Raw genomic sequence first — 23,526 nt, forward strand, 5'->3', positions numbered from 1 at the left:
AACAACTTTATGCGCAGATTATTTTCTCCTCTCGCCAGCGTTGTAGCTGGCGGGTTGATGACACTTTCATTTGCCCCATTTAACTATTGGGTATGTGGCCTGCTGTCCCTCACACTATTCGCCTGGATTCTGCTCTCTGCAGCCAAAGGGCAGGTGCTACCGGGCCACAAAAGCTTCTGGCTCGCCCTCTGCTATGGATTGGGCCTCTTCGCCTGCGGGGCTTCCTGGGTCTACGTTTCGATTACAAATTTTGGCAACTCATCGGTGCCATTAGGACTGGCCCTCACCGGAAGCTTTGTCGCTATTATGGCGCTGCTGTTAGCTGCGCCCTTCTACATTCTGGGCCGCTTCACAGATAATAAATTCAGCTTCGCCCTGGCTTTTGCCGCATTGTGGTTTATCAGTGAATGGCTGCGCAGCTGGGCCTTTACCGGTTTCCCCTGGCTCTTCGCCGGCTATGGCCATACAGAAACCTGGCTAGCGGGCTGGGCGCCGATTTTGAGTGTCTACGGCATAGGCCTGCTATTGGCATTTACCGGCGCAGTGCTGGCCCTGGTTGTCAGTGGCCGCCTATCCCCGCTCAAGCGACACAGCCATATCATTCTACTCACTGCGGCACTGGCCCCCTGGCCAATAGGAGCTGCCATCTCCCAAGTGGAGTGGACCTCCGCAAAAGGTCCTCTTATCAGCGTTGGGCTGGTGCAGGCTAATATTCCTCAGGAAAAGAAGTGGTTGCCAGAGTTTCGCGGGGAAACTATCAGTCGCTACCAGGAGGGTACTCGCGCCCTTAGCGATCAGGATGTAGACGTTATTATCTGGCCCGAAGCCGCCCTGCCCATGCTCTACGGGCAAGCCCCCAACCTTATGCAGGCGCTGCAACGCAATGCTGAGACTACCAACATCGATTTGATCACCGGTATTCTCTATGACACCCGGGGTTCGGCACAGGAGGGGCGGAGTATTCACAACTCCGCCGCTGTTTTTGGCCAGAGCCCCAGCGTGTATCACAAGCGCCACCTGGTCCCCTTTGGTGAGTATGTACCTCTGGAGGATTTTATTCGGGGCACTATCGAGTTTTTTAATCTCCCCACTTCCTTTATCCGCTCAGGCCCGGACGAACAATCACCGCTCAATGCTGCTGGTGCAAGCTGGGCGCCGCTTATCTGCTATGAGATTGTCTATCCCAGGCTGGTTGCCGACTCAGCACTGTCTTCCCAGGTTTTGCTGACCATTAGCAATGATGCATGGTTCGGGACCTCTATTGGCCCATTACAACATATGCAAATGGCGCAGATGCGCGCTTTGGAAACTGGTCGCTACCTGGTGAGAGGGACAAATACTGGTGTGACGGCAATTGTGGACCCCAAGGGGAAGGTTATTAAAAAACTCCCCCAATTCGAGCGCGCGAATATGACCGGGGATATCAGAGCGATGAGTGGCGCCACTCCGTTTATGCTAGCCGGCATCTCATTGGTATTTGCCTTGGCGCTTCCAATGCTGGCCCTGGCCCTGTTTTTACGCCGTAGGGTGGAACCCCAATCCAACTCCCCTCTCAGTGGCGAGCTACCCGATTAAAACAAGCCCTGTGGCCACTCCCTGCCGGGGTGGCCATCGGTAAGCTACCGCCACTGAATATCACTGCTATGCTCCATTCAATTTTCTAGCGAATATAAGGCAAGGTGATTCCCCATGCATTGCTTGATTAGCGGTGGCACCGGGCTTATAGGCAGACTCTTTTGTCGGCGCTGGCTGGAGCGAGGCAATACTATTACGGTATTAAGCCGACATCCGGACAGGGTTCGAAACTTGTGTGGCGAATCAGCCAAGGCCTGCCGCGATCCCGCAGAGGTAAACCAGCCCGTAGATGTTATTGTGAACCTTGCCGGAGCCCCCATCTCCCGTCGCTGGACAGAAAAATATCGCACTGAAATTCGCAGTTCACGCCTGGACACAACAGAGAAGCTGGTTCGCTGGACCCTGGGCCAAAGAGACAAGCCATCCTACTTCTTGTCCGGCTCCGCAATCGGCTATTACGGCAATCGCGGAGGGGAGTTACTGAAAGAAGACAGCGCTCCAGGAGGGGGCTTTGCCGCACAGCTGTGTCGGGACTGGGAGGCCGCCACGCTCCCGCTGCAGCACTCTGGCGTTAAGGTAGGCATTATCCGCACAGCTATCGTTCTCTCCATGCGCGGTGGCGCCCTTCCCCAAATGCTGCCACCATTTCGGCTCGGGCTTGGCGGCCCCATGGGCTCGGGCGAGCACTGGATGAGCTGGATTCACGAAGAAGACGAAGTCGGGCTGTTATTACACGCCATCGACAATCAACTTTGCCGTCCATTTAACGGAAGTGCACCGGAACCTGTAACCAACAACAGCTTTGCCCGGATCCTGGCCAAAGAGCTGCATCGCCCGGCGTTTTTACGCTTACCGGCCTGGGCTTTAAAGATAGCTTTTGGAGAGATGGCTGATGAATTACTGCTAGCCAGTGATAGGGTCGAGCCCTGTACAGCACTGGAAACCGGCTATACCTTCCAATTTCCAACTCTGGAGCAGGCCCTCTCAGACCTGCTCAAGGGTGACGGCGCTACCACTAAAGCCAGCGCCTGAACAAATGAATTTAAGCAGCGGCCATATCGCTTTCGAGTGCCTGGGCTAAGTAGCGTCGGCTAGATTCACTGGTCACCAGGTCGCCATGGCACTCCATTGGCGCAGACCCCACCCATTGGGCATGCCAGCGATACCAATGGGACTCCTCAGCTTTTGAACGCAGCTCGATAAACTCCACTTCGGCGGGAGCAAAACCGAACTCCCGAACAATCTGCCCGGCAAAGGTCTCAAAATTTTTACTGAGTTGGGCGCCGCTATCGCCACCGGCACACAGAAAAACCAGTGTGCGGCCATCTTGCTCAACCCGCTTGAAGCCAATCCAAACAGCCCGGTTTAACCGGTTATGCAACTGTATCGGAGAGAAAGAAAGTGGGATGCCCTTCATCATAAGGTTATCTCGATTATTGTTATGTTTCTTATCCACAGCCGCTACTCCATATAAAAAGGTAATCAATGGGTATGTCCTGTGGCGCCAGTCATCCTAAGCCCGGTACAACTAGCAATCAAGAGCTCTCAAACATTTGGGCTCGACGCCTGATCCCTCAAATCCTGTAGGCCTCTGAGATTACATTTATCAAAAAGTTCCTTATCCATCCTCAACATTTTCTGATGGACGGTAGCGAACTCCACCGATACCAGATCCGTGCCAGTATTTCCCGCCAGTAGACCTGGGTCCTCAGCAGGGAGACAGCATTGGGCAACCAACGCCCCACACCTGTCTGAGCGCGAGGCATCAATTCTCCGGCACTCCCAACCGGCAGGGGCTGTACCTCTAAGCCAGCGCGGGTAAAAATTTCCGCTGCCCGAGGCATATGCCACCAGTGAGTGGCCAAAAAAACCGACCTCACGTTAGCACTGTGCAAAATATCAGCACTATTTACTGCATTCTCTGCAGTAGTACGACTGCAATCTTCACGCCAAGTGACCGGAGTGGAAAACTCCTCCTCCAACAACGCAGCCATTAAATCAGACTCTGCCAGCCGCTCTCCGCTGTGAACCCGACCGCCAGATACCAGAATCGGTAACTCTTCTGGTGCTTGCTCGACAGCACCGGCAACTCTTTCGAGACTCGCCGCAGAGAGTCTCTCCCTATTCGAATACCTGTCGCGATAACGCCCTGCACCAAGGATCACAACAGCCTCAGGCCTTATATGGGGTTGATAAGGTACTTTTCCCAATCGATCCCCAAGCCAGGATGAGAATGCCGGGGTCGCCCCTAACCAAAGCACACAAAAGGAAATCACAGCCAAGGGTAGAGAGCATCTCTCAAGCAGGGACCCGGATGAAGAGAATCGCAAAAGGAATGCAACCAGCAGCCCCAACAATGGGGCTGCTGGAGGCATCAGAAGCGTGGCCGCCGCCGTATAGAGCCCATTCAATACTCGAGACCACCCTCAATCTGACGAAAGCATCCATAACCACACCGGTGGCAGGGAGTGATCTGGGTATTTGCCGGCGGCATAGCTCGGTATCCACAGCCCAAACACTGCAACTCCTCATCCGGCCCTACAAACTCGCCGGCCAAAGCCCAGGGCTTGCCCTCTTTAATGCATCGCATTAAGTTTGGCCAGGCGGTCTCTGTGGGGTCCGCCGCATCCAGCAGCCAATCACCGCTGCGCTCCTCCAGGGTCTTCAATTCCCCACCTAGTCCCCGGATATAGTCAGCAGCACGATGCAGGTCATCTTTCAGCCAAGCGCGCAAAAATGCCATCTTATTGGCGGTGAGATTCTCAACAGCCAGCTCACCTTCGACCAAATCTTCAAAGTCTTCGCGAAACTCATTAATCAGATCGTCCTTCGGCGGCAACTTTGGTTCCTTCGTCACGGTATCCCTCCTATAATCCCGCGTTTACGCATCGTAAAAGATGCACTGGGAGCGAAACTTGATCGCGATCAATCTTTACCGATTGACAAGCGTTCACATCCCCCAATAAACACTGAACAGTTTCCCGCAAATTTTGATCACAGAGTATAGGTCCCGAATCGATGGAAGAGCAGTACAACCCCTCCGCAGTCGAAGCTTCCGCCCAGGAATTCTGGGAGGCCGAGAAGAGCTTTGAAGTAAAGGAAGACGCCGGCAGGGAAAAGTTCTACTGCCTATCCATGTTCCCCTACCCCAGCGGCAAGCTACACATGGGGCATGTGCGCAATTACACCATTACCGATGTAATTACTCGCTATCAGCGCATGCAGGGCAAAAACGTGTTGCACCCGATGGGCTGGGATGCTTTCGGTCTGCCGGCAGAGAATGCGGCCATCCAGAACAAGACCGCTCCAGCCAAATGGACCTATGCCAATATCGAGTACATGAAAGGCCAGCTCAAGGCCCTGGGTTTTGGCTTTGACTGGTCCCGCGAACTGGCCACCTGCCAACCCTCCTACTACCGCTGGGAGCAGTGGTTCTTCACCCGCCTCTACGAAAAAGGCCTGGTCTACAAGAAAAACTCTGCGGTGAACTGGTGCCCCCACGACCAGACCGTACTGGCCAATGAGCAGGTCGAAGATGGCGCCTGCTGGCGCTGTGGCACCACCGTTGAGCGTCGCGAGCTGGCCCAGTGGTTTATCAAGATCACCGATTATGCGGAAGAGCTGCTCGAAGACCTGGACAAACTGCCCGAGTGGCCCGAGCAGGTGCGCACCATGCAGCGCAACTGGATCGGCAAGAGCCGGGGTGTAGAGTTGAGCTTTGCCCTGCCCAAGCCTATTGCGGGCATGGACCACTTCGATGTGTATACCACCCGCCCGGATACACTCATGGGCGTTACCTATGTTTCCCTCGCCGCCGAGCACCCTATCGCCCTGGAGCTTGCCGAGTCCAACCCCGAACTCAAAGCCTTTATCGCCGAGTGCAAAAAGCAGTCCCTGTCCGAAGCCGATATGGCCACGATGGACAAGAAAGGCATGGATACCGGGCTCAAGGCAATTCACCCCATCAGCGGTGAAGAAGTCTCCGTATGGGTGGCCAACTATGTTCTGATGGATTACGGCTCAGGCGCGGTGATGGCAGTACCGGCACACGACCAGCGCGATTGGGAGTTTGCACAAAAATACCAGCTGCCTGTTATCCAGGTTATCGAGGCTGCCGACGGCGAGTCTGTCGATTTGGAACAAGAGGCATATACAGAGAAAGGCAAACTGGTGAATTCTGGCAGTTTTGACGGCCTGGATTTTGATGGCGCCTTTACTGCGATCTCCGAAGCGCTGATTGCTGCAGGTAAGGGTCGGGTTAAGACCAACTATCGCCTGCGCGACTGGGGTGTCTCCCGCCAGCGCTACTGGGGTGCGCCCATCCCCATGTTCAACCTGGCCGACGGCGGAGAAATACCAGTACCCGCAGACAAGCTGCCGATCCTGTTGCCGGAAGATGTCGAGCTCGACGGCGTTCAATCACCTATTAAAGCCGACCCCGAATGGCGTAAAGACGAACTCAACGGCACTCCCGTAGAACGTGAAACCGATACCTTCGACACCTTTATGGAGTCCAGCTGGTACTACGCCCGTTATACCTGTCCCGATTTTGAAGAGGGCATGCTGGACCCGGACCGCGCCAACTACTGGCTGCCAGTGGACCAGTATGTCGGCGGTATTGAACATGCCATCTTGCACCTTCTCTACGCGCGCTTCTTCCACAAGCTGATGCGGGATGAGGGCCTGGTCAATAGCGATGAACCCTTCAAGCAGCTGCTGTGTCAGGGCATGGTGTTAGCCGAATCCTTCTACAAGGAAGAACACGGCCACAAGACCTGGATCAACCCCGCCGATGTGGACGTCGAGCGCGATGACAAGGGCAAGCCGACCAAAGCGATTGAGCGAGCCACCGGCGAAGAGATTATTGCCGGCGGCGTGGTAAAGATGTCCAAGTCCAAGAACAATGGCATAGACCCTCACGCTGCGGTTGAGGAGTACGGTGCCGATACCGTTCGCCTGTTCACCATGTTTGCCGCCCCTCCGGAGCAGACTCTGGAGTGGCACGATGCCGGTGTGGAAGGTGCCAGCCGCTTCCTGCGCAAACTCTGGAAGACCGTTCACGCCCATATTGCAGCGGGCTCCAGTGAAGCACAGATCGACCAGCAGTCCCTCAATGACAAGCAACAGCAGCTGCGCCGCAAGACCCACGAGACCATCCAAAAAGTGGGGGATGACTATGGCCGCCGCCAGACCTTTAATACCGCTATCGCAGCAGTAATGGAATTGCTCAATGAAGTCGGCAAGCTGGCAGATCGCAACAGTGATCAAGGACTGGCTGTAGAGAGAGAAGCCCTACAGACCGCCGTCTTGCTGTTGGCTCCGGTTACTCCTCATATCTGTCACCAACTGTGGCAGGTGCTGGGGAATACCAGTGCCCTAATCGATTCTCCTTGGCCAATGGCAGATGAAAAAGCACTGGTGCGCACCTCGATTACTTTGGTCGTCCAGGTCAATGGCAAGGTACGCGCAAAACTGGATGCGCCTGCTGATGCAGACAAAGAGAGCCTGGAAAAACTCGCCCTCGCCGATGAGAACGTTCAGAAATTTATCGGTGAAGCTACGGTGCGCAAAGTAATTGTCGTACCTGGCAAGCTGGTTAATATTGTCGCCAAGTAAAGACCCGCAATATGATGCCGGGAGTTTCACTCCCGGCTCACTTAAGTCAGCTCGCTGTAGCCGACAAGACCAAGGCAAGTAGTTTATGAAAACAATCGCAATTCGAGCCTTTATTTTTCTTCTCGCTATCACTATTGCCGGTTGCGGCTGGCATCTAAGAGGCGCCCCTAAGAATTTTCCTCCCGGTAGTACACTCTATATATCCACAGTAGACCCTCGCAGTGATATCGCAGATCAATTAACTCGACTGCTCAATAATGCGGGTGTGCCTATGGCGGAATCACCTGCAGAAGCTGACTATACACTCATCATTCACCAGGAAACCGAGAGAAAACTAACCGTAGCTGTAGACTCTGAAGGGCGAGCATCTGAATACGAATTAATTACCAGTGCAATCTATAGCGTACGCACAGCTTCAGGCCAAGTCCTCCTAAATAAAGCACAGGCAGATGTTTACCGCACCTTGGAGTGGGATGTCGATGAAATTGTCAGTAAAAGTGAAGAGGAAAATACCTTGCGCGCGGAGATGCAGCGGGAGCTTATTGGGCGCATTATCGATCGCTTACGACGTATCGATGTGAATGCTTCATTAGAAGAAAAGAGCTACTAGGTTAGTTTTATTAATGCGCGTTAACCCCCATCAATTATCGCAAAATCTAAAAAAGGGCCTATCGCCAATTTTTATTATCACTGGTGATGAGCCCTTAATAGTACAAGAGTGCTGCGATTTAGTCCGCTCAACAGCGAAAAAGCACGGTTTCACCGAGCGAGAACTTATTCACGCAGAGCATAATTTTGACTGGAACACGCTGGTTGCTTCAGCCGGAAATATGTCTCTTTTCGCAGAAAAAAAACTTGTCGAGCTGCGTTTACCCGGAGGTAAACCCGGGGATAAGGGCAGTAAAGCCCTGCAAGAGTTTGCTTCAATGGCGAGTGAAGATCTTTTGCTTTTACTGGTATTACCGAAACTTGATAAATCGCAACTCAACAGCAAATGGGTCAAAGTCCTAGAACAATCAGGAGTACTGGTTCAGGTATGGCCTGTGACGATTCAGGAAATGCCCCGCTGGATCAACCAGCGCCTTGCATCTGCAGGCCTCTCAGCCGAACCAGAAGCAGTACAAATCCTGGCAGAAAGAGTAGAGGGTAACTTGCTTGCCGCAAGCCAGGAGATAGAAAAACTTAAGCTTTCCAGCCCCCGGCAAGAAATCACCCGGGAAATGATGGAGCATAGTGTCACCAGCTCCGCCCGTTACAGTGTTTTTGACCTAATTGACACAGCACTCTCTGGCAACTCAGCCAAAGCAGTCAAAACACTCGACGGATTGAGGGTCGAAGGTATTGAACCACCCATTGTGCTTTGGGCAATAGCAAGAGAAATTCGCACTCTTCTCGACATTATGGAAAAACTGGATCAAGGCCAACCTCTAGCGAGATTGGTTCGGCTGCAAAAGCGACAGCCATTGGTCCAAGGAGCCCTACACAGACTTAATAAGAAGCAACTGGAAAGCTTATTAATTCGCGCTCGAGCTATAGATAGCTCTATTAAAGGTGGTAGTGGGCAGCAATCTCCATGGACAGGGCTATTAGAGCTGACTCTCAATTTTTGCGGGCAGAGAACCATTTAGTCAATCTGCTCTTAGATAAGGATTAGCTTCTACCTTTATATAAAAAAACCGCCCAATAGGGCGGTTTCTTCATACCTGAAACTCTTCAGAATCAGTTCTGAGTGATGGTGGCAACGTTGCTTGCACCAACCTGCTCAATGCTAGCCATATTATATGCACTGTTCTGGCTAACAGTGGCAACATTTTCATAGCCACCCTGTCCAACGTGAGCGGAATGCTCGTAGCCAGTTTGGGCCACAGTAATCAGGTTATCGCCGCCAAAGTCTTGGTGAACTTCTGCCAGGTTCAACTCACCCGCTTGATCAATATCTACGATATTTGCAACACCAGCACTGTAACCATAGGCGTAGTTGCTGTTGCCTGTCTGATCAATATTTGCCAGGTTAGCATCGCCATACTGACCAAAGTCAGCACTATTCATGTCACCGGTTTGTACAAGGTTAGCGGTATTGTCATTGCCAAATTGAGCCATAGCACCAAAGTTATTGGTCTCATTCTGGGTGATATTGGCAACGTTGTTAACACCGGATTGGTAACCGAAAGCAGCGTTAGCATCACCTTGCTGCAGGATAGTCGCAGTGTTGCTGAGGCCGGATTGAGACAGGTCGAGCAGGTTAATATCACCACTCTGCATCAGGTTTGCAGTGTTCTCAGCACCTGACTGAAAAACAGTACCTACGTTGAAGTCACCTACCTGACCACCAACAAAACCATCAAATGAGGAGTACCAGGTGCTGTTCCAAACACCATTGTTGTCTCCAACCTGGGTGCTGACGAAGTAGTTACCGTCACCTTCCTGTTGCAGAACGCCCATGTTGTCGCTGCCGTCTTGATACATGTCGGCATAGTTAAAGTTAGAGTTAGTATACTGATCCAAGTGGATCATATTTTCACTACCAAACTGCGCAGCGTAGGCACTATTGTAGGAACCGGTCCACTGGTGGATAGTTCCATTGTTACCTTCCCCATCCTGGTAGGTCAAAGCTTCACTGCCCATTTGGCTGGACTGACTGGTGTAAGCAGCATTGCGGTCACCGAGTTGGGTCTGATCAATGTAGTTATCATCAGCATAATCCTGAGCTGCAACAGCTACGTTATCATTACCCTCCTGCCACTGATAGGCAGCATTATTGTTAGCCTCATATACTTGGGATACATTTGCAGAGTTATTTTCGCCGAGCTGAACCTGATCACCGTAGTTATTATCGGCTACAGCCTGACCTGCGCCAGCAATCAAAGCAATAGCAGCAGCAAGTGTAATCTTTTTCATTTATCAATCTCCCTCAGAATAAAATTATAAATACAAGTAAAATAGTGCAATGCCTTAATCGTACTGCACCAGTTGCACCGCATGGTCGTCACCGAACTGCGCGACATAACCAAACAATCCATCACCATTTTGAATAATGTTTGCAGAATTTCCGTAACCAACCTGGCTAATTAAAGCCACATTATCTACGCCATTCTGTATCGCTGTAGCTTGGTTGTAGGCTCCTGACTGCGATATCGCAGCATAATTAGAATCGCCTGTTTGTTGCACCAACGCTGCATTGGAGCCACCCTCCTGGATCAGGACAGCCTGGTTGTAAAGACCAGACTGGGTAACTTCAGCAAGGTTGTAATCACCTACTTGTGAAACCTGGGCCAAGTTACCCGTAATTGAATCTTTTCTTAACAAAAGAAGATCCAGAGCACCCTGCCCCGCAGACAATTCATTGTGGTCATCTAAATCAGAAGCCCAGCACACCGAAAGCGGTAAAACCAGAAACAGAAATAAAATTGCCGTTACTCGTTTAGCTGTAGCAATCACCAACCACCTCTCCAATAAGAACGGTTAACAACTATAAGAAACAACATGGACACTATAGGTAAAAAAAAATATATCTTAAATCAGAAGAAAGATTACATTTAACCGGAAAGAATAAGAAGAACGTAAAACTTTTGTATTAAGGTGGTGATTTAAATCAAAATACACAAAAAATAAAACAGTTCAATTCCACCAAATTACACACACAAACATGAAAATACATAGATATAATTTAATAAAATTCCATTTCGCTAAATTACATATACATCTAAATGAACATGCCAATAAAATTTAATATCCGCTAAAGATTTATAATATTTTTACTGGTGTCGCAGAATATTCACTGAGGACAGACATAGGGTATTGGCTATTATCTTCCAATGCCCACAAATTAGCATTAACTCCCTGGGATATAAGATGAATTACCGCCGACTCTATCGCAGAAAGAACACATAATTGAGCTGGATCGTTCGTGGTCATCCCAGCCTCTATTTCAAGTAAGCGCTTATATTCCACAAAAGTGTAAACATCGCCTTGAACTTGCCTCGACAAGATTTTCTTGCTCGTTAAAACACTACTTAGAACTCGTCCACTTCGGACATCTACCGCACGCAGGTTTACAGTAACCTCATCTACACGATATTGTTCAGAAATACCGATACCGAAGTAACGTGCCCCCGCACCCCCTGTTTTGATGTTTGTATCGTAACCGACTATTCCACCCTCTAACATAATATTGGCTGACATAAGAGAAGGCAGATCGAATACAGGACTGGCAGGATTGTCCTGTTCTTTCAGTGCAGCTCTAATTATTTTTCTTTCGGTTAAGAGGTTTTGTAAACCCTCCCGCTCAAGAGTCACAAACCATCCAGATTCATTTAGAACCTGAACCAGCATAGCTGCAGCCCCTTGAGTCACTGCGGTCGAGAATGAGCTGGAGGGCGCTGGCCGATATTGTCCAGTTTGATCACTAAAACCGTACACTGCTGCAACTATTTTCCCTCTAGGAGCAGGCAAACTGACTAAGTCAGAATAGGTGCTCATTCTATCCGTCAAAGTTGCCTTTTGTTGTCCAGGGCCGAACAACGCCTCCTTAACAGAACTACACCCACTAATGCTAAAAATAATAATTAGAATAAATATTCTCGATAACATCGCACCACCCCACAAAACCTAAGCTTGCAAATATAATTTTATTAGTTGCTTGGATTAAGACCTACAACTACAATTTCAGATATCTCACCCGTAACAGCATCGGTAATGGTGATCGTCAATTCACCATCAATATCAACAATATTTACGATATAGTCATCAGTTACCAAAGTACCGTCATTACCATTTCCCACATCTGTTAGTAGCTGTGAGAGCAAACGAGATTCTAACGTGTCAGTAAATCTATCCAGGGAAGAAGAGTCAGAGTACGGCGAATCCTTAGCATCAGGATCTTTTTTACTGTTCTGTGCACTAGCATTATTCAGTAAATAATTACCATTAAGAGGATTGCCCCCAAACGATGGATTCACAGGCGTGTACACCAGTTCTGTTGCAAACACCGAGCCAGAAAACAATAAAAAAGCCGTTGTGAATAAAAATTTCATTATATTTCATCCCCCGCCAAATCAACATTTTGAGATAAAAGATCCTGCAACCGTTGCTGCCTCACATTATTATTTATTTGCGAAGCAGCCTGCTCGACAATTGCACCGAACTTTCTCCGCCCAGGATAAATGACAGTTTTAAAGACTTGCTTGCTATCAAAGGTTACCCAAACAACACTGCCCCACCTTGCCGAAGGCCTTTCATGCACGGTCAGGTTGTAGTCGAATCCTGTCAAATTAGTTGTTATATAAATTGATAGCGATCTAGCGAACTCATGACCTATACCGCTTACCGTATTATCAATTACCAATCCAGTAAGCAGGGATTCCTCAGAGCTTTGATCACTTGTTTCTTGAGCGTGACTTTTGTGAACGATACACGAAAGCGCAACTGTTAACACAGTTGCGCACAAAAATATTGATTTCATAATATTACAAGTTTTGACTGGCCCAACTACTTGCTTCTAACCGGTTCTTACAGCCTATTTTTCTATAGATTTTATACAAATGACTTTTAACGGTATGCTCGCTAACACATAATGTTTCGGCTATATTTGCATTGGTATTACAGTCACAGATCAACTGTAAAATTTGCCGTTCTCGCTGCGTGAGGTTTGAAGCCTTATCGCACCACTTTTTAGGCTTTCTGTGTTGCCTGAGAAAATTATGGAGAACATCCCTTGGAAACCAGTATTCTCCCGAGAATATCCTACCCAACCTCTCCATAATGACTTTTGCTTCGCATTCGGAGGGTATTAACCCCAGAACTTTTTCCCAATGCAGAACAAAATCAATATCGGCCTTCTGATCGACATTGATCAATACTATGTTGGGAGGTGTGGGCAGGGAGTGTATCTCCCTCAAAAGATTCTCGAGATCTGAAGAGGATACATCGGCACAATCAAGAAGAAGGTATTCGGCCTTAATACCACTTAGGGATGAAAGTGTCGAGCGCTGAAGGATAGCGCAGGTAGTCTTAAACTCATCTTCAATTCGCCCGGCAAATATTGATGATTGAAGATTGACGCATGCAGTTAAAAAGGCAACTGTAATCCCTGTTTTTTCTGACTTAGGGCTAACAACCTTTAGTGGTGCATAATCCTTATGCAAATTCATCTGGGTTCCCCCAATGTGCAGTCCTTTTATGTTTCAGCCTGTTACCAGCCTAACTATTTTTTATCAATTTTCCGCGCTCATCTTACGCTGTGAGCTAAATCTATTCGATCAACTCATTAACTGCAACCGGTAGTGATCTAGATATCAAAAATTCAATCTTAAGTGTGCCAACTTGGTTCTCTAATACCATTTTGTAATACAAAGGTATCATGGATCAGTAAACTATAAAGAAAAATCAACATGCTTTGGTATAGATTTCCTATCGGCAATAGAGCTCTATAAATATCAATTTTTTTGTACTGGTCCACATTATTAATAAATTTATTTTGAATAATTTAAGATAAAAAAAATTGCCACCAACAATAAGACGACAAACACAAGATGATTCGAGCCTCATCGGAGACAGACTGACAAAACGGTATTCGATAGCAATAAAATATAAATTTCACCTCATTACTTTTAAGCCATATTTGATCGAGTAAAATCACCTGAGAATTCATAGGTTCAGGCCCTGCAAATAAAAACGGCAAAATCACGACTTAAAATTAAACAGCTTAAATAGTAATCAGGAAAAGCTTGTTTTATGCTCATATTCGGCTATGCCTGAACTATTCCCCTAGGGGAATTGGCAAAACCGTACAAGTTAAATTACAGCATCAAATAGAAATCTACATCCTCCAGGGTGAAGTTATGAACAGTGAGATCCACACATCAGATTGCAAAACCAATTATCAGGTTGCCAACCAGCCCAGCCCGCTTTCTGGTCATAACCTCTATATTGCCGATCAAGCGTTAAAGGAAGCCGTACATATTAATGGGGCCCATTGGGCTGAAGATGACCTGGAGCGGTATGGGGAGGTGTGTGGCAGGCCAGAAATGATTGAGCGGGGTTATGCCGCTAATGAATTTAAACCTATCTTCGAAAGTCACGATCGTTCCGGCCACCGCATTGATTTGGTTCGATACCACCCCTCTTATCACCAGCTAATGCAGCTGGCACTTTCAGAAGGTTTACACAGCTCTCCCTGGACCGACCCACGCGCAGGTGCCCACGTGGCCAGAGCTGCAAAAAATTACTTGCACACTCAGCTTGAAGCCGGTCATGGGTGTCCTATCACTATGACCTTCGCCTCAGTGCCCACTATCGAGCTAAACTCTGAAATCGCCATTGAATGGATCCCCAAAATAACCAGCCGCACTTACGATGGAAGTAATCGCCCATATTTTGAGAAAAACTCATTGACGATCGGTATGGGCATGACCGAAAAACAAGGGGGCTCAGATGTCAGGGCAAATACCACCGCTGCAATTCCCCTCGCCGATGGAACCTATGAATTATTAGGGCACAAATGGTTTATGTCCGCCCCTATGTGCGATGCCTTTTTAATTCTTGCCCAGGCGCCCGGCGGCTTATCCTGCTTCTTGGTTCCAAGATGGAGACCGGATGGATCGAAGAACCAGCTGGAGATTCAACGCCTGAAGACAAAGTGTGGCAATGTTTCCAATGCTTCTTCAGAAGTTGAGATACGCGGCGCATTGGGCTGGCTAATCGGCGAAGAAGGGCGTGGGGTCAGCGCCATCATCAAGATGGTAGCGATTACGCGGTTTGATTGCATGATGGGCTCATCTGCAGGGCAGCGGCAAGCTGTGATCCAGGCAATATACAACGCTAGTGAGCGTAAAGCATTTGGCAAAAAGCTGATTGATCAACCACTGATGCAAAATGTGCTTGCCGACCTGCAATTGGAGGTGGAAGGCTCAATTGCCTTTACCATGCGCATAGCCAGAGCAATGGATCAAGAGGGCAGCGAACACGAAAAGATGCTACTCAGACTCGGGGCCGCGGTGGGAAAATACTGGATATGCAAACGCAGCCCTCATCACGCCTATGAGGCTATGGAGTGTCTGGGAGGCAATGGAGCTATTGAAAACTTTATTACGGCACGGCTGTACCGAGATGCTCCGATAAATGCAATCTGGGAGGGCTCAGGGAATATTCAAGCGATGGACGTGTTACGTGCCATCACTAAAACCCCTGCAGTAATTAGCCACTGGTTTGATGAGTTAAACATTAGTCGAGGCATAAACACACAATTTGATACGGCAGTCGACAAGTTAAGAAACGATCTTTCCGACCTAAATCAATTTGAATACCGTGCACGTCATATTATTGATGAAATGGCCCTGACCATGCAGGCGCACCTTCTGCTACAGGGAAGTAGCCCTTGTGTAACTGATGCCTTTATCAAATCAAGAATAGGGATTAACGGCACACACAATACTGGAAGCCTACCCACCGGGATTGACATCGCCACTATTCTGGAGCGGGGAAACCCTCTTATAACTTAAGATACGATAACAGCTACTATCGCGCCTATTTCAAGCTGATCACTACCAGGGTATAAGACTTCCATCCCATGATAGTAATTTTCCGGTATCTGACGATGCCAGTTGACTCAAGACATCTACAATACGATTCGCGCTTAATTCAGGGGTGTAGAGTTTATCTGGGGGCAAATTAGACTGGAAAGGCTTGGATAGTGAAGTATCTGTCGTACCTGGATGAATCGCTACCACACAACTTTCCTCCAGTTTCCGCGCCCACTCAATAGACAGATTCTTAACCAGCATATTTAATGCGGCCTTACTACACCGGTAGCTGTACCAGCCACCGAGCTGGTTATCCGTGATACTTCCCACCTTTGCCGAAAGCGACGCCCACAATAAAGGGCATCTGCGCTTCAAGAATCCATCCAGTGCGCGTGCTAAATGTAAATGGGAAAGTACGTTGACCTGAATCGACTGCAATAACCAGTGATCATCACATTGCGATAGGGACTTCTCCGGTCCGTGGAACTCATCATGTAAAATGCCACAGCAGTTGATTACCCAACCTGGAGGCTCAGAATGTTCGGCCAAAAAATTTTCAACAATATCGATGGACTCGGCTTGCTCTAGACAAACGGATAAATGGTGTCGCTCACCGACATGGCCAGGAATCATATCAACTGTGATTCGACTCAAGGTCAATAACGTAACTTGAGGGTAGCGCCGAATAATTTCGGCGCCAATAGCCTGCGCTATGCCACCGGAAGCACCGGCTATCAACACAGATTGTGGACTTTCGAGCATACCGGCCTCCATGCCGGATTATGGAGTTTTACTATTTTCCTTTCTTTTTCTCTCCAGAAGACTGCACTTTCTCAGCTTTGCCCTTGGAGGCTTCCTTAACGACCCTTAGCATCGGCTCATCAGAGCGGAAAATAAGACCGTGAATTTCTGTCGTATTCTGCCCCTGAAGTAGCTGCTGTAAAAACTGTACTATTTGGGCTGAAATTTCCTGTCCCGGCACAAGGACCGGAATGCCTGGCGGATAAGGAACAATTTCATCTGCACTGGTCCGGCCAACCAGGTTCTCAATAGCTTCTGTGCCGTTGTCCATCAGCGGTAATTCTTCTGCTTCCGAAAAATAAGCATCTGCCGGTAGACATGTAAAACGGGTAAATTCTGGCAAACGCCTCGGCGACCCGATATGAATACGCTTGTGAGTATTTCCTGCCAATTGCTTAAGAGCATGAATCAAGCGAAGTAATTTGCTCTCTGTACTACCGAGGGTTACAAGCACAGTAATGGTATTGTAGGTGGTCTTTTCCACCTGGATGCCATACTGATCAAACAATTTAATCTGCATTTCATTGCCAGAGTAACCACTCTTGGAAATATCAATAGTCACCTTGGTGGGATCAAGGCGAATGTTATCACTGGCAAGCGGGTCAGCAATCAAGTCATCACGTGTTAGTGCGCGGAACACACCTGTCTCATTAACGGCATTACGTAAAATTTCCACCATCTTTAGACATTGCTTCAAACGACCATACCCCTCCATCGCCATTTGTTTACGCGCCACATCTAGGCTCGCAATCATTGCGTACTGAGGACTGGTAGAGGCGTGCATATTCAGGTTTTCACGAAAACGGAATTCATCAAAGTCCGGGTCTTGCACGTGGATCATACTGGCCTGGGAAAAGGCCGATAGCATTTTGTGGGTGCTTTGGGTCACATAATCTGCCCCACACTCCAGTGCTGTGGGCCGCAACTCGGGATGGAAGAAACCGTGGGCAAACCAGGCTTCATCCACCAGCACTTTCACTCCACGCTCATGGGCGTAGTTGATAATTGGCTTCAGGTCGTAACGCAATCCATCATAGGTGCAGGAGGTAATTACCAATAGGCGCGCGTCATTGTGCTCATCCAGGGCAGCTTCAATATCCGAACGCTTTACCGGCCCGTAAATTCCAAATTCTGGATGTAGTACAGACTTCAGGTAAACCGGCTCACAGCGATTCATCACAATCGCATGGTGAACTGATTTGTGACACGCTTGGTCAACGATAATTTTTCCGCCACCGCCAAGAATTTGCTGAATAACCACTTTATTCGCGGTAGAGGTGCCGTTGGTCAGGAAAAAGGTATGGCGAGCTCCAAAAGCCTGAGCCGCCAGATCCTGCGCCTCCTGAATAACCGAGTGGGGCTCGAGTAAACTATCTAAAACTTGAACAGATACAGACAAGTCTGTATTGAAGATATGTTCACCCATAAAACGATAAAAATCCCCCACCCAGGGACTATTGCGCAAACTGTCACCACCAGAATGACCAGGTGTATGCCACGCATCCCGAGCTGAGAATACGTATTCTTTCAGGGTGTCGGCAAAAGGAGTCGAAGCTCGTCGAGCAATAAACGCCTGCACCAAGCGGAACATATGGTTGAAATTGCCCTCACGGCGGTCGAACAACTCATCGAAGCGGCGACGCAAATTTGCCAGGGATTTTGAACCGGATTTGCCCGGCTTGGAGGTTGTTCCAGCAAAACCACTGTGAGCTACGAGGAAGATATTAAGCTGGGAACGCAAAGCGTGAATTCGGTCAGCGAGGTCATCTGCAGCATCCAGCCCCTGCCCGTCACTGCCACCATCGACAATGACCGCTTGCAGGGAATCCTCTTCTTTTGCCAACCTTTCAGCATCTGCGGGCGTTACGGCTTCAAAATGAAGACCAAAAGGATTGTCGTGTACTGCTGCCGTATTATTGAGAGCGGTAATCCACTCATTGGCCAATTTGCTATCAGAACTGACCAGAGCGACCCGGCACTCTAATTCAAGGCTGTTTTCGTTTAGGTTGCCCAACTCAGGCATCTTCAATTCCAAACCCATAATTCTTATCCATCAGCATAGCTTGCAGGTGAGTACAACTTGCTGTATCAATTATTCAACTATTTGATTTTATTAACTTTTATAAGGCCTCCGCGAGTTGCGGTGGCTCTGGAATTCCAGGGCAATAAACACCAGGGGGCAAATACTAATGTAGGAGGGAGGGGAATTCTGCGACTACATTGCATTTGGCGATTTTCGCCAAATGTACCCAGGCATACCAGATCTATTGCCAAGGAAGATAATAAAGTTAGAACTTTGCGCTACGCACAATACCATTAAACGTGAGGCAATCCTCGACCCTGTGACGTTGTACCTGGGATAATTGGTGAAGCGGAAAGTAAGCCCATTGGGAATGTTCATCAGAGAGAATATAGTCACCCTCGTTAATGAAATGGGCTCGAAAAATAAAAACATGTGAATTGAAAGCGTTGTGGTAATAGATGCCACTGAGATACTCTATTCGAACTTCTCGTCCAAGTTCCTCATGGCACTCCCGCACCAATGCCTCATGGGCAGTTTCACCCGGGTCTAATGCTCCGCCTGGCAAGCCCCAGCTACGCTCAGCATAAGTCGCTTTCAGCTGCAGTACTTCTCCGCCAGTATTCGTGATTACCGCATGGGCACTCAAGCGGTAACTATCATCAAAGGCCATGAACAAACCCTGATAACAAGTCAGGTTAAGAAGGGAAAAACGAGAGCCTATTCATTGCGAGTACGCCCTCGTCATTAAGGTTAAAACCCCTGGGCTAATACAAATCCAAATCCTAAAGTTTGCACTGATTCATCATAATCAAGGAGGCTCTCGCCGTAACCATTGAAATAGCGGATATATCCATCGACGCGTTTCCCGAGAGGGAAGCCCCAAGTCAGCTCCACTGCACCACGATTATCTGAGCGCAAATTGTTACGTAACATCAGTGAAACCGTGTGATCTCCATCGCGGTATCGCCCACCTAGTTCAAAATGCCCCAGGTAGTGCTCAATATCCGGATTATCATCATCATCCTTATCTTCAGGAACCCTGTACCAGGGCTTTAGGCTGATTGAATAATTATCCCGCTCAAAAATGAAATTCGCATATATTCTATTCCAGCTACGGGAATAGGGTTCACTGCGCCCATTTGACTGGTGGTTAATCGCTACCTGGTTGGCCACATTATTCCAACCAAATAGACTCCAGTCATTGAGCCAACTCAGAATCAATTCCGGCTCGTGGTTTGTCTCACGGAAGGGAGCGGAGTCATCGGAGTTGTACGCCTGCCAAAAGCTGCGATTTGTATAGGCGACACTCAGTACAGAAGCCTGCCCCAAAAAACCCCGCCAAATAGGCACCTGCACAGAAAGCTGGAATTGAACTTCGACGTTATCCAACTCTTCTGCCTCAGCTAGGCCTTCAATGTCTGCCAGCCCTCCCTCTTCAGGGGCTGGATTGTAGACCATTGGCAGCACGTAGTTAGTTTTATGGGAAGCTAAAGTAAAAGGGTTATTGGCAGCATCCCTGATAGCCTGAGCCCTTCCCCCTAACAATACTTCATCTGTCGGAAGGTCTTCCTCATACTCGTCGACAATAAAGTCCGCTATCACCGGATCCTCTTCAAGAGTCAGTTCAGCTCTGACTCTTTCAGCGCAGATACGTCGAATTTCCCTTATCGTGACATCGGCATCCGAAACAAGAATTTGCTCGTTCAAGCAGCGCTTATGGTGGGTCTGCAGGTTTTCTCCCGCATCCATAGAAAAAGTTGATTCTGGCGCCTCTTCAGCTAAAGCTGTTGGCAACTGTGCAACTAACCCAACAGAAGAAAGTAATGTGAGCCCGGCAAAAACCCTTCTTCGATAGTAGGACAAAACGCTTTCCCCCAGTCATTTATTGCAATCGTGATGCAAGCTTACACTGGAGAGGATTACAAGTCCCACTACATAACTTTGCGATTATCGTGACAAGACAGCCAATCAGGCTAGAGAAGCTCTAATTTCAGCTTAGATAGAACAGAAAACTAAATAGTGACAGGTATAGAAACAGGAATCTCCATTTGAGCCTATTTGTGTGGCCAATAGTGGTTATAAAGTTTCCTCAAGCTGGGCTAAAGTAGTCCTTTTAAGCTCGAAGACCACTCCAAGTCCCTCAGCCGAACCTGCCACAGGCGGCCAGTACTAGATGGCCAATCGTACCCCACTAGCAGGCTCCGACTATCAACATAGCAATGGGCATCTCTTTCAGCTTCATCACCCTGGTAAATGTAAGCAATAATATCGGAACCCAGTTCCTGAGCCTTCTGGCTCGAAACATCCCCCGCCATTGATCTTGCCGTGCGATGGCTCACCCTAGGAGAGAGCAACTTACCCCGCTGAGATGGGTCGACGATATCAGGGGATACAACTTCCAGGCCATTTTCATGTTGTACCAACCTCGACAAGACAGGCCCCATAAAAACCCGCATCAGTGGAAACAATAGCCGCTCTTCCCCTTCGATATTGAGTTGCTGAGGGCCATTGGGGCCTGTCCAGCTGGCTTGAATATCATCACCTATCGCAGGACTCTTTCCCTCTTCTGGCATTAACTTGTAGTGGGCGCTCACCTCATCAACTTCATCTCGCCAATGCACAACACACTCACTCACTAGCCCCCCTTCCAAAAGAGCAAATACTTCGATACCAAACCCCTGGTCCCCGACTAAGCGCCGACTGACAAGCGAGCGTCGCCCCTGCTCATCATTCCCTAACTGCCAACTATCTTGCACAGGCATTTCCCTGCCGTCACAACTGTAGTGATAGCGACCCTGAGCCAAAGTTGAATTTAAACGCATCGCAGGTTCCCTCCTTGCTCGCTGTACATCAGACCGGCGGTCCAGTACCCAAAAAGTATTGCACATGGAGGGAGGCTAACCTCGTTTTTTACGCCTCCTTTAGCCAAACACTATGGAGACAGTGACTAACACAAGGATTTAAAAATAGGAGAAAACTATGAAACAGCTGAAATACCCCCAAAGTGAATGACTTAACCTGAAGTAGTTGAAGAATTTTCCAGCTGGATGCACCAAAAGAGTAAACGTTTTATATAAAGCTCTAGTGAGGTTTATTTAAGGTATCCCCAAAATAGGCTCATCAAAAATTCCAGGTAACTCCTGACCTAGAACCAACTATCAATCATTGGAAAACCTATATCTTCAAAAGTACTTAAAGCCTCTTCTTTTATTCTCATTCACCCAAAAGAAACTTAAGCTATTTAAGCAGAATAACGTCAAGCTGACGCAATAAACATCAAATAATTTTTCCCACGTCACATAAGCACAAAACTCCAGCTATCAGCACAGGATTTCCGGGGGAATGAGCCAAATATATTTGGTAGCCTTTAATTCTTGAGCATGACCAAAGAGTAAACTCTCGAATTTTATCATTATCCATATCACTCATCGAAACCAGTAACTTGCTGGTACAGCAAAGTGAATGGCTTTCATGGCGAGTAAAATTCGACGCAACAGCATGTCAGAAATTTGTTTGAATAGAGGATCGCTAATTCAACTACTAATGCTCTTAGAAGAGCTACGGAGACAATATCTTTAGCTATCCATGATGTTGCTGGAATACAACCATTAGATCCCTATAAATATCGCTTTCTCCTATCAGCTTTCACGCACTAGCGTCACCAAAGTCAAGAAATATGATATTGGTATTTAGGATTCTTAAAACACCCAAAACCCCAAGAAACATTCCCTTCCAAAAAGCTTCTGCGTATCTACTGCTACCACCGTTTGTGTGGACATTATTTTTAATATTATCAATCAGTAAAGTCTCAGGGTTACAGACTCAATCAATGGAACTAATAATTGGGGCACATCGCACTTCAGGAGCTACCAATAAAATATCTAACAGTATTGGCCAGCCGTAGCTTTCAGATCACAGCCACAGCCACAGCCACAGCCACAGCCACAGCCACAGCCACAGCCACAGCCACAGCCACAGCCACAGCCACAGCCACAGCTTATTGGAAGATAGCTCCATACAATGACTACAAATTTGAAAAGGTGAACATTAAAGATATCGCTGCCAAAATTCGGCTTGACCGAACTCCTCATCCATGGCGTACGGTTTAAAACCAGTCTTACGGTAAGCAGCCTGCGCAGTGTAATTTTTTTGTAGAACTTCCAAGGTCAACTTACAACATCCCCTATCTTTTGCTTCTTTCTCAAGAAAACCCAGCATAGCCGTACAAACGCCCAAACCTCGTGCAGATTCACTAACAACAACATCGTGAATATTAATAAGAGGCTTACATAAAAAAGTGGAAAAACCAGTAAAACAATTAATAAGACCAACAGCTCTACTATCTCGGTATGCTAAAATACTAAAAGCTCCAGGAAATTCATTTAGTGCCGGCACCAACCCTGTTCGACAATGATCAGAAAGAGCTTCACCACCACCAAATGGATGAAGTGCATACTCTTCCATTAAAGCAATTATGCTTTTTGCATCATGCAAGTCATCATAATTCGCCAAACTAATTTTTAAATCAATATCTACATTACAACCTGACAACACCATATGATTCTCTTTTTACTTTTCCATTAGCTCAACGGTTTTATTGAATGTAATTTAATAACCACTTATACAGCCAACTTATTCACCACACTTATAGATCTCTGATACAGCGTGGACAACAGAGGGTACAATATCGGATTTACTCCGTAACTTCAGCACCCTTCTTTTCCGGTACCGCCTCGATATTGGCTTTTTCATCCATTGGGAAATGCTGTAAATAGCTACGCAAACGCGTCCTTCTTGCAAGCAATTGACGCACTCTCAAGCGATGCCGCCCCACTGAATTCGAGTGCCTGGAAACCCTCTGCCGCCTTCTGGGAATGGCGCTTTTCTTTCTTCCCATGATCTTAGATTCCTTTTTAGACCAGGTTTTAGGCAATAGTCATCTTTTTAGATTAGACCAGATACACTTGGCGCGCACGAACAAAGTCGCTATCC

General features: G+C 48.0%; 22 protein-coding genes. 6 read left to right on the forward strand and 16 right to left on the reverse strand.

The features are described 5' to 3' along the window. Window positions 1–9: 9 nt before the first annotated feature. Entirely contained in the window at window positions 10–1,575 is a 1,566-nt protein-coding gene (lnt, locus tag ACJJI1_RS03105; RefSeq protein WP_444958511.1) for an apolipoprotein N-acyltransferase, read from the forward strand. Window positions 1,576–1,689: 114 nt separating this feature from the next. Continuing rightward, complete coding sequence (locus ACJJI1_RS03110; RefSeq protein WP_444958512.1) at window positions 1,690–2,607, forward strand: TIGR01777 family oxidoreductase; 918 nt, start codon at window positions 1,690–1,692, stop codon at window positions 2,605–2,607. 10 nt (window positions 2,608–2,617) lie between these two features. Here ACJJI1_RS03110 and ACJJI1_RS03115 read toward each other — a convergent pair whose 3' ends face one another. The 3 genes from ACJJI1_RS03115 to ACJJI1_RS03125 all read right to left on the reverse strand — a co-directional run bounded on the left by ACJJI1_RS03115 (window position 2,618) and on the right by ACJJI1_RS03125 (window position 4,432). Continuing rightward, entirely contained in the window at window positions 2,618–3,031 is a 414-nt protein-coding gene (locus ACJJI1_RS03115) for a hypothetical protein (RefSeq protein WP_413663111.1), read from the reverse strand. Between the two features lie 172 nt (window positions 3,032–3,203). After that, on the reverse strand, window positions 3,204–3,785 hold the full coding sequence (locus ACJJI1_RS03120) for a YdcF family protein (protein ID WP_444958513.1): 582 nt from the start codon (window positions 3,783–3,785) through the stop codon (window positions 3,204–3,206). Window positions 3,786–3,982: 197 nt separating this feature from the next. Next, complete coding sequence (locus tag ACJJI1_RS03125; RefSeq protein WP_108734284.1) at window positions 3,983–4,432, reverse strand: zinc ribbon-containing protein; 450 nt, start codon at window positions 4,430–4,432, stop codon at window positions 3,983–3,985. A 161-nt stretch (window positions 4,433–4,593) separates the two neighbouring features. On the opposite strand from ACJJI1_RS03125, the gene leuS reads away from it, so the two are divergent. The 3 genes from leuS to holA all read left to right on the forward strand — a co-directional run bounded on the left by leuS (window position 4,594) and on the right by holA (window position 8,819). Continuing rightward, complete coding sequence (gene leuS, locus ACJJI1_RS03130; RefSeq protein ID WP_444958514.1) at window positions 4,594–7,191, forward strand: leucine--tRNA ligase; 2,598 nt, start codon at window positions 4,594–4,596, stop codon at window positions 7,189–7,191. 85 nt (window positions 7,192–7,276) lie between these two features. Beyond that, window positions 7,277–7,801 (forward strand): LPS-assembly lipoprotein LptE, encoded by a 525-nt coding sequence (locus ACJJI1_RS03135; protein ID WP_444896284.1) that lies wholly within the window; start codon window positions 7,277–7,279, stop codon window positions 7,799–7,801. 13 nt (window positions 7,802–7,814) lie between these two features. After that, the gene (holA, locus tag ACJJI1_RS03140; RefSeq protein ID WP_444907430.1) at window positions 7,815–8,819 is read left to right on the forward strand and encodes a DNA polymerase III subunit delta; all 1,005 of its coding nucleotides are present in this window, start codon (window positions 7,815–7,817) and stop codon (window positions 8,817–8,819) included. A gap of 91 nt (window positions 8,820–8,910) precedes the next feature. Here holA and ACJJI1_RS03145 read toward each other — a convergent pair whose 3' ends face one another. From ACJJI1_RS03145 to ACJJI1_RS03170, 6 genes are all read right to left on the reverse strand, one after another. After that, window positions 8,911–10,089, reverse strand: a complete 1,179-nt coding sequence (locus ACJJI1_RS03145; protein ID WP_444958515.1) for a hypothetical protein — start codon at window positions 10,087–10,089, stop codon at window positions 8,911–8,913. Window positions 10,090–10,143: 54 nt separating this feature from the next. After that, on the reverse strand, window positions 10,144–10,629 hold the full coding sequence (locus ACJJI1_RS03150; RefSeq protein ID WP_413665886.1) for a hypothetical protein: 486 nt from the start codon (window positions 10,627–10,629) through the stop codon (window positions 10,144–10,146). A 306-nt stretch (window positions 10,630–10,935) separates the two neighbouring features. Beyond that, the gene (locus ACJJI1_RS03155) at window positions 10,936–11,781 is read right to left on the reverse strand and encodes a CsgG/HfaB family protein (protein WP_444918059.1); all 846 of its coding nucleotides are present in this window, start codon (window positions 11,779–11,781) and stop codon (window positions 10,936–10,938) included. 41 nt (window positions 11,782–11,822) lie between these two features. Then, window positions 11,823–12,224 (reverse strand): curli assembly protein CsgF, encoded by a 402-nt coding sequence (locus ACJJI1_RS03160; protein WP_413663118.1) that lies wholly within the window; start codon window positions 12,222–12,224, stop codon window positions 11,823–11,825. After that, window positions 12,224–12,652, reverse strand: a complete 429-nt coding sequence (locus ACJJI1_RS03165; RefSeq protein WP_444934026.1) for a CsgE family curli-type amyloid fiber assembly protein — start codon at window positions 12,650–12,652, stop codon at window positions 12,224–12,226. Before ACJJI1_RS03165 ends, ACJJI1_RS03160 begins: the two co-directional genes overlap by 1 nt. Before the next feature lie 4 nt (window positions 12,653–12,656). Then, on the reverse strand, window positions 12,657–13,340 hold the full coding sequence (locus tag ACJJI1_RS03170) for a helix-turn-helix transcriptional regulator (protein WP_413663120.1): 684 nt from the start codon (window positions 13,338–13,340) through the stop codon (window positions 12,657–12,659). A gap of 690 nt (window positions 13,341–14,030) precedes the next feature. Here ACJJI1_RS03170 and ACJJI1_RS03175 point away from each other — a divergent pair. Continuing rightward, on the forward strand, window positions 14,031–15,689 hold the full coding sequence (locus tag ACJJI1_RS03175; protein ID WP_444958516.1) for an acyl-CoA dehydrogenase family protein: 1,659 nt from the start codon (window positions 14,031–14,033) through the stop codon (window positions 15,687–15,689). Window positions 15,690–15,731: 42 nt separating this feature from the next. Here ACJJI1_RS03175 and ACJJI1_RS03180 read toward each other — a convergent pair whose 3' ends face one another. The 7 genes from ACJJI1_RS03180 to ACJJI1_RS03210 all read right to left on the reverse strand — a co-directional run bounded on the left by ACJJI1_RS03180 (window position 15,732) and on the right by ACJJI1_RS03210 (window position 23,431). Beyond that, window positions 15,732–16,472 carry an SDR family NAD(P)-dependent oxidoreductase gene (locus ACJJI1_RS03180; protein ID WP_444958517.1) on the reverse strand — a complete coding sequence of 247 codons (741 nt, stop codon included), beginning with the start codon at window positions 16,470–16,472 and terminating at the stop codon, window positions 15,732–15,734. A 31-nt stretch (window positions 16,473–16,503) separates the two neighbouring features. After that, entirely contained in the window at window positions 16,504–18,552 is a 2,049-nt protein-coding gene (locus ACJJI1_RS03185; RefSeq protein ID WP_444958518.1) for an aminotransferase class I/II-fold pyridoxal phosphate-dependent enzyme, read from the reverse strand. 247 nt (window positions 18,553–18,799) lie between these two features. Further along, a complete protein-coding gene (locus ACJJI1_RS03190) occupies window positions 18,800–19,204 on the reverse strand; it encodes an NUDIX hydrolase (protein ID WP_444958519.1) in 405 nt (134 codons plus the stop codon). 80 nt (window positions 19,205–19,284) lie between these two features. Then, on the reverse strand, window positions 19,285–20,397 hold the full coding sequence (locus tag ACJJI1_RS03195; RefSeq protein ID WP_413663125.1) for a phospholipase A: 1,113 nt from the start codon (window positions 20,395–20,397) through the stop codon (window positions 19,285–19,287). Between the two features lie 236 nt (window positions 20,398–20,633). Beyond that, window positions 20,634–21,356 carry a hypothetical protein gene (locus ACJJI1_RS03200; protein ID WP_444958520.1) on the reverse strand — a complete coding sequence of 241 codons (723 nt, stop codon included), beginning with the start codon at window positions 21,354–21,356 and terminating at the stop codon, window positions 20,634–20,636. Between the two features lie 1,225 nt (window positions 21,357–22,581). Next, on the reverse strand, window positions 22,582–23,091 hold the full coding sequence (locus tag ACJJI1_RS03205; protein WP_444907420.1) for a GNAT family N-acetyltransferase: 510 nt from the start codon (window positions 23,089–23,091) through the stop codon (window positions 22,582–22,584). 136 nt (window positions 23,092–23,227) lie between these two features. Next, a complete protein-coding gene (locus tag ACJJI1_RS03210) occupies window positions 23,228–23,431 on the reverse strand; it encodes a hypothetical protein (protein ID WP_413663128.1) in 204 nt (67 codons plus the stop codon). Window positions 23,432–23,526: the final 95 nt, after the last annotated feature.

This window comes from Microbulbifer maximicatervae (SeqCode), from assembly GCF_052467065.1.